The organism is Sphingobium tyrosinilyticum (assembly GCF_042654265.1).
Classification (GTDB): domain Bacteria; phylum Pseudomonadota; class Alphaproteobacteria; order Sphingomonadales; family Sphingomonadaceae; genus Sphingobium; species Sphingobium tyrosinilyticum.
Genome location: NZ_JBHSFZ010000063.1, coordinates 1 through 620, shown reverse-complemented (window position 1 = coordinate 620; position 620 = coordinate 1). Strand labels below are relative to the sequence as shown.

Annotated in this window: 2 protein-coding genes; both read left to right on the top strand. The window is 62.4% G+C overall.

Annotation, left to right across the window (positions count from 1 at the left end):
• Positions 1-362, top strand: a 362-nt coding sequence (locus ACFO3E_RS17245) for an electron transfer flavoprotein subunit beta/FixA family protein (RefSeq protein ID WP_380806697.1), incomplete at its 5' end; no start/stop codon positions are given.
• Positions 359-620, top strand: a 262-nt coding sequence (locus ACFO3E_RS17240; RefSeq protein WP_465269446.1) for an adenine nucleotide alpha hydrolase family protein, incomplete at its 3' end; no start/stop codon positions are given. The genes ACFO3E_RS17245 and ACFO3E_RS17240, both read left to right, overlap by 4 nt.

Genomic DNA, 620 nt, shown 5'->3' with positions numbered 1-620 from the left:
TGCTCGCCGCTCTGCTGAACCTGCCGCAGGGCACCTTCGCCAGCAAGGTCGAAGTGTCGGGTGACAAGGTCGATGTAACCCGCGAAGTCGATGGCGGCCTGGAGACAGTGAAGCTGAACATCCCGGCGATCGTCACCACCGACCTGCGCCTCAATGAACCGCGCTATGCCTCGCTGCCCAACATCATGAAGGCGAAGAGCAAGCCGCTCGCAACCAAGGCGCCTGCCGATTATGGCGTCGATATTTCGCCGCGTCTGGAAACGCTGAAGGTTACTGAGCCCGCCAAGCGTTCGGCTGGCGTCAAGGTCGCAGATGTCGATGAACTGGTCGCGAAGCTCAAGGCTCTGGGAGTTGCAGCATGACGAAAGCGCTTGTCTGGGTTGAACATGAGGGCGGCGTCGTGAAGGACGCGACCCTTTCCGCCGTCACCGCCGCTGCAAAGCTGGGTGAAGTGCATCTGCTGGTTGCCGGCGCTGGCGTTGCCGGCGTAGGCGAGGCGGCCGCGAAGATTGCGGGCGTGGGCAAGGTCCATGTCGCCGATGACGCGGCCTTTGGTCATGCGCTCGCTGAAAATGTCGCGCCGCTGATCGTTGAGTTGATGGGCAGCCATGACGCGTTCG